The 4,733-nt window shown below is 78.8% G+C and carries 5 protein-coding genes and 1 pseudogene; 4 read left to right on the top strand and 2 right to left on the bottom strand.

Going from position 1 to position 4,733, the window contains the following annotated elements:
- Together VGH76_RS16870 and VGH76_RS16865 are read right to left on the bottom strand one after the other, a co-directional pair.
- Positions 1-477, bottom strand: a pseudogene (locus tag VGH76_RS16870) (hypothetical protein); the annotation flags it as partial.
- 31 nt (positions 478-508) lie between these two features.
- Positions 509-1,528 (bottom strand): Acg family FMN-binding oxidoreductase, encoded by a 1,020-nt coding sequence (locus VGH76_RS16865; protein WP_331557860.1) that lies wholly within the window; start codon positions 1,526-1,528, stop codon positions 509-511.
- A gap of 228 nt (positions 1,529-1,756) precedes the next feature.
- Between VGH76_RS16865 and VGH76_RS16860 the strand changes: the two genes are divergently transcribed.
- From VGH76_RS16860 to VGH76_RS16845, 4 genes are all read left to right on the top strand, one after another.
- The gene (locus tag VGH76_RS16860) at positions 1,757-2,539 is read left to right on the top strand and encodes a hypothetical protein (RefSeq protein WP_331557859.1); all 783 of its coding nucleotides are present in this window, start codon (positions 1,757-1,759) and stop codon (positions 2,537-2,539) included.
- A gap of 92 nt (positions 2,540-2,631) precedes the next feature.
- On the top strand, positions 2,632-3,543 hold the full coding sequence (locus VGH76_RS16855; protein ID WP_331557858.1) for a universal stress protein: 912 nt from the start codon (positions 2,632-2,634) through the stop codon (positions 3,541-3,543).
- Between the two features lie 98 nt (positions 3,544-3,641).
- Entirely contained in the window at positions 3,642-4,340 is a 699-nt protein-coding gene (locus VGH76_RS16850; protein WP_331557857.1) for a DUF6544 family protein, read from the top strand.
- Positions 4,337-4,621, top strand: a complete 285-nt coding sequence (locus VGH76_RS16845) for a hypothetical protein (RefSeq protein WP_331557856.1) — start codon at positions 4,337-4,339, stop codon at positions 4,619-4,621. The genes VGH76_RS16850 and VGH76_RS16845 overlap by 4 nt, the downstream gene beginning before the upstream one ends.
- Positions 4,622-4,733 lie beyond the last annotated feature (112 nt).

The raw sequence follows: 4,733 nt of genomic DNA, 5'->3' as shown, positions 1-4,733 counted from the left end.
GCCGCCCCCCACGTACAGCGGCACGCCGAGGAAGCTGCCGAGCCCCGGCCCGGGAGGCGCGCCGTCCGGACCGGGGAGGTCGGGCAGCCGCAGCGGGTGGGAGTCGACGACCAGCGGCCGCAGGACGTCGGCGGTGACGAGACCGGTCAGCGCGGCCACCTCCTCGGCCGGCATCGCGGTGTGCACGAGGACCGGGTGGTCGCCCTCGACGAGGGCCAGCGCCGCCTGCCGGGCGTCGGCGACGCCGCGGGCGCTCTCGACCACCCGCCGGCGCAGCTCGTCGGGCTCCGCCCGCGCGGCGACGTGGTGGGTCGCGGCCAGGAGCTTGCGCAGCCGGCCCTGCACGGACTTCAGCTCGCCGGCCCGGGCGATCACCTGGTCGAGGAGCTCGTCGAGCTCGAGCCGGACCGCGCCCGGGAAGGCGAGGCCGGCGGGCACCTCGGGAGGCCCCGTCGGGGTGCTCGCGGTGTCGTCCACCGGGCCCATCGTGACCGCCCGCCGGGCGCTGTCAAGGTCCCGGGTCCGCTCTCACGCCCGGCTCACGCGGGCCGCCGGGGTCGCGCCGGGGCGGGCGGGGCACCGCCCGCTGGCGGACCCCGAGCCGCAGCACCGCCTGGGGCCACAGCGCGCCGCCGAGCAGGCCCCGCAGCTCCGCGCGGGTCTCGGCGACCTCGAGGGGCGGGGCGACGAACGATGCCGCGAGCCCGCGCACGGTGGCGAGGAGCAGCAGGTGCTGGAGCGCCTGGCCGGCGTGCAGGTGCGCCAGCGGCTGGTCGAGGGTCGTGGCGAGCACGACCAGGGCCGGGTCGTCCACGGCCGCCGGGGGGCGGTCGTCGTCGGGATCGGCCAGGGCCCCGAAGTCGCGCAGCCGCCACCGCCCGTCGGGGCGGGGTTCGCGGCGGACCAGCCCGGACGGGAGCCCCGTCCCGTGGTCCTCCGCGCCGCCCACCCACCGGGCCCACTCCGACCGGAACACCGGGTCGGCCTGCTGGACGGCGTGCGCCCGCGCGGTGAGGTCCTGCAGGCTCCGTCGTTCGCGGGTCCCCTCGAGGAACACCGCCCACGAGTGCTCGCGCTGCGCGGCCCGGCGGAGTTCCTCGCGGACGCGGGGCGAGATGCCCTGCCCGGCGAGCGTGGCGCGGTCGGTCCGTCGGCGGGGGATGGCGGCGGCGAGGGACGTCTCCATCGAGGTGGCCGCGAGCGAACCGCCGGCCGTCACCCTGCCGAGGAACCAGGGGTCCTCCGGGTCGGGGAGCAGCCGGACGTGGGCCCGCCGACCCTGCGCCCGCACCGCCAGGCGGACGTTGGCCAGGGCGGCGCCGCAGGCCAACCGCAGCTCGCGGTTCCCCGGGTCGGTGGCAGGGAGCGCGCGTTCCGGGGCGCCGTGGACCTCCACCGCGCCCTCGTGCCAGCGCAGCCGCCACGGCTGGGTGTTGTAGCTTGAGGGGGCCAGCGCGCCCGCCCCGAGCAGGGCGGCCACGTCGACCGGTCCCAACGTGCCCTCGAGCGCTGGACCACCGATGGTCATGGGGCCTCCCTCCTTCGCATCGCGTCCCAGGGTCGGCGCCGGGCCGTCGACGTCCCAGGGGCGGTGGACCCGTTCGGGCAGGCCGTCCGGACGGGACCCCGGCGGCCGGGCCCAACGACTCCGGTCGGCGAGCCGCTCGCCTCTGCCGCGCGACGGCGATCTCCCCGACGCTGCGCGGCACCCGCAGGTGGGTCGTCGGGACCCGCGCGGGAACAGGAGGTACCCGTGGTGACCACACGCGTGGCCCGCGTCGGAGCGGGCTCCTGGACGCCCGCCGAGCTCGGCGTCCTGCTGCAGGCCGTGGAGCCGGTCGCGGGACCGGTCCCGCCCGCCGGCGCGGTGACCGTGCGCGGGCGCGCCGTCGACGTCGTCCCGCTGCCCGACGGACCCGAGGGCCCCGACGGGCCGCCCGGCCACGCGTCGCTCGTGGCCGCGGGCCGGTTGGTGGCCTGCCTCGAGATCGCCATCCGCAGCCTCGGGTGGGAGCCGCGGCGCGAGACCGCCGACGAGGCCACGGCCGAGCCGCTCGTCTCGCTCGTCGCGACCCGCCGCCGCCCGGCGATCCCGCTCGCCCTCGCGCGGCACCGGATCGACCGTCGGCTGCGCGAGGGTCTCCCGCACGCCGGCGGCCGGCCGGAGCTCTCCCAGGTCGTCGACGTCGCCCGCGGCGCCTCCACCACCCGGGTCTGGTGCGTCCTCGCGAACGGGCCCACCCACGACGGCGCGCCGGTGTGGCACTACCCGGGCACCCCGATCCCGGAGGCCGCGGCGGTCGACCTGCCCTGGGTCCAGGACCCCGTGCTCGCCGTGTGCACCCACGACGACACCCCGCGCGACCAGGTCGCCGCCGGGATCGCCGCCCACCGGGCCGTCGTGACAGCCGGGTTGCGCGGCCTGCGGGCCGAGGTGCTCACCGAGTCCCTCGACGAGGCCGCGACCCGGACGGCGTGGGGACGCCGGCTCGACCCGCGCGCCGGCCACGTCCAGGCCCTGGTGCACCTGCACGTCTGAGCAGGTCCGGTCGACCCGGCCGTCCGGCCCTACCCCGGCCCGCGGCCCCTCGCAATGCTCGGGGGGACGCCACCGTGTCCGAGGAGACCGCCATGACCGATTCCCTGCTCCGGCCGCCGGGCCCGCCGCCGTCCCCCGGGGACGAGCCCGGGCCCACCGCCGCGACGGAGGTGGGGTCCGGCGCGGTCGTCGTCGGGATCGACGACGGGCCGCTGCCCTGGGGTCTGCTCGAGAACGCGCTCCTCGTGGCCCTCCGCCGTGGGTCCGCGGTGCGGCTCGTGCACGTCCACGGCCCCGAGACCCCGCGCGCCACCTCGCACGACGACGCCACGGGGCGCGCCGAGGCCTACCTGGCCCGGCAGGGCCCGGTCGCGGTGAGCCGGCGCTGCGTCGGCGGGCACCGGGTCGAGGCCCTCGCGGCCGCGGCCGACCCCGACGGCGTCGTCGTGCTCGCCGACCGGCACCGCAGACTCGGCTCCGCCGCCGGCACCACGCTCGACGCGATGATCGAGGCCGCGCCCTGCCCGGTGCTCGTGGTGGACGAGTCCACCGCACCCCGGCCGGCCGACGGCGGCGTGGTGGTCGGCCTCGACGGCTCCCCGGACGCGGCCACGGTGCTGCGCCGGGCGCTCGTCGCGGCCGATGAGCTGGCCACCGGCGTGCGGGCGGTCTCCACGTGGACCGTCCTCGACCCCGGTCCGGTCGAGGGGCTGGAGGACCTGGTGGCGGCCGCGTCGCGCAACGTCCCGCAGGTGCCGGTCACGCTCGAGCGGGCCGAGGACCGGCCGGCCCGCCGCCTGCTCGACGCCGGCCGCGCGGCGGCGCTGCTCGTGCTCGGCCACCGCCACCCGGTCGCCTCCGGGCTGCGCGCGCACGGGTCGACGGCCCGCACGCTGCTCGCCGCGCCGCCGTGCCCGGTGCTGGTGCTGGGTCCCCGCGTGCTCGACGCGGCCGCGGGGGCCGAAGGACCGCGCCCGTCGGGACGTCCGTCGGCCCCGAGGTGACCACCGTCCGGCCCTTCGGCCCTGACCCCGCCGGCGGCCCCGCCACGAGGGTGGACACAGCCGTCGTCCCCCGCCCTTCGGAGGTCCCCATGTCCGTGATGACGACGCCCGGGCCGGTCGCCTCGTCCGCGCCGGCCACCACCGTCGATCCGCTGGTCACCCGGCACCTGGACCTCGCCCTGCACCCGGGCGCGGAGCCCGCCGACGCGGCGCGGGTGCACGTCCGCGGGATGGTGCGCCTCGGACCGGCCTGGTTGCCGTTCCGCGCGGTCGACACCGTGGCCCCGCGCGCGGGCTACCTGATGCGGGCCCGCGTCCTGGGCATGGTGCGGGTGGTCGAGGAGCAGCGCGGCGAGGACGCCGTGCGCCGCGAGTCGTGCGGACGGGTCGTGGAGGAGGACGACAGCCTCGACGCGGCCCGCCACGCCCGCACCCACCGTGCCCTGGCCGCCCTCTGGGTCCCTGGGGCGCTGCGGCCGGAGAACGGCGCCTCCTGGACCCGCCTCGACCGCACCCACCTGCGCGTGGTGGCCGACGACCTCGACCTGAAGGTGCACGTCCACCCGCACGGCCACGTCCTCGGGGTGCGCACCCAGGGCTGGGGCGACCCGTACGGCACCGGGCTGCCGCGCTGGGCCGAGATCGGCTACGAGGTCCGGGAGTGGCGCACCTTCGACTCGGTCTGCGTCCCGGCCACGGTCGCCGTGGGCTGGTTCCCCGGGACCTCCTACGAGCGCGAGATCGCCCGGCTGCAGATCACGTCGTGGGAACCGCGCTCCGCCGAGGGGTTCCGGTGACCGCCTTCGAGCGCCACCCCCGCGAGGCGCTCGACCTGGTGGTGTGCGCCCTCGCGATGCAGCGGGGCGGCGCCGCCCGTCCCGCGCTGCTGGCGATCGTCGACCAGGCCCAGACCTCGCTGCGCCACGAGCCCGACCACCAGGTCCGCCGCACCCTCTCGTGGGTCTGCCGGGCGGTCCTGAACCCGGAGTCGAACGGCAGCGACGAGGCGATGGTCGTCGACGCCGCGGTGCGGGTGGCCGCGAAGGCCCTCGCGCCGGCCGCGGACGGGGAGAGCTGAGATGGAGCGGACGGCGGGCCCCGCGCCCGAGGGTCCCGACGGCGGGGTCGTCGTCGGCCACAGCCGCCACCGCGGCTCGGACGATGCCGTGCTCGTCGCCGCCCGGCTCGCG

Origin of the sequence: Actinomycetospora sp., from assembly GCF_036497585.1 — a bacterium.
Taxonomy (GTDB): domain Bacteria; phylum Actinomycetota; class Actinomycetes; order Mycobacteriales; family Pseudonocardiaceae; genus Actinomycetospora.
The sequence above is the reverse complement of the archived record's forward strand: the minus strand, read 5'-3'. Positions and strand labels throughout refer to the sequence as shown.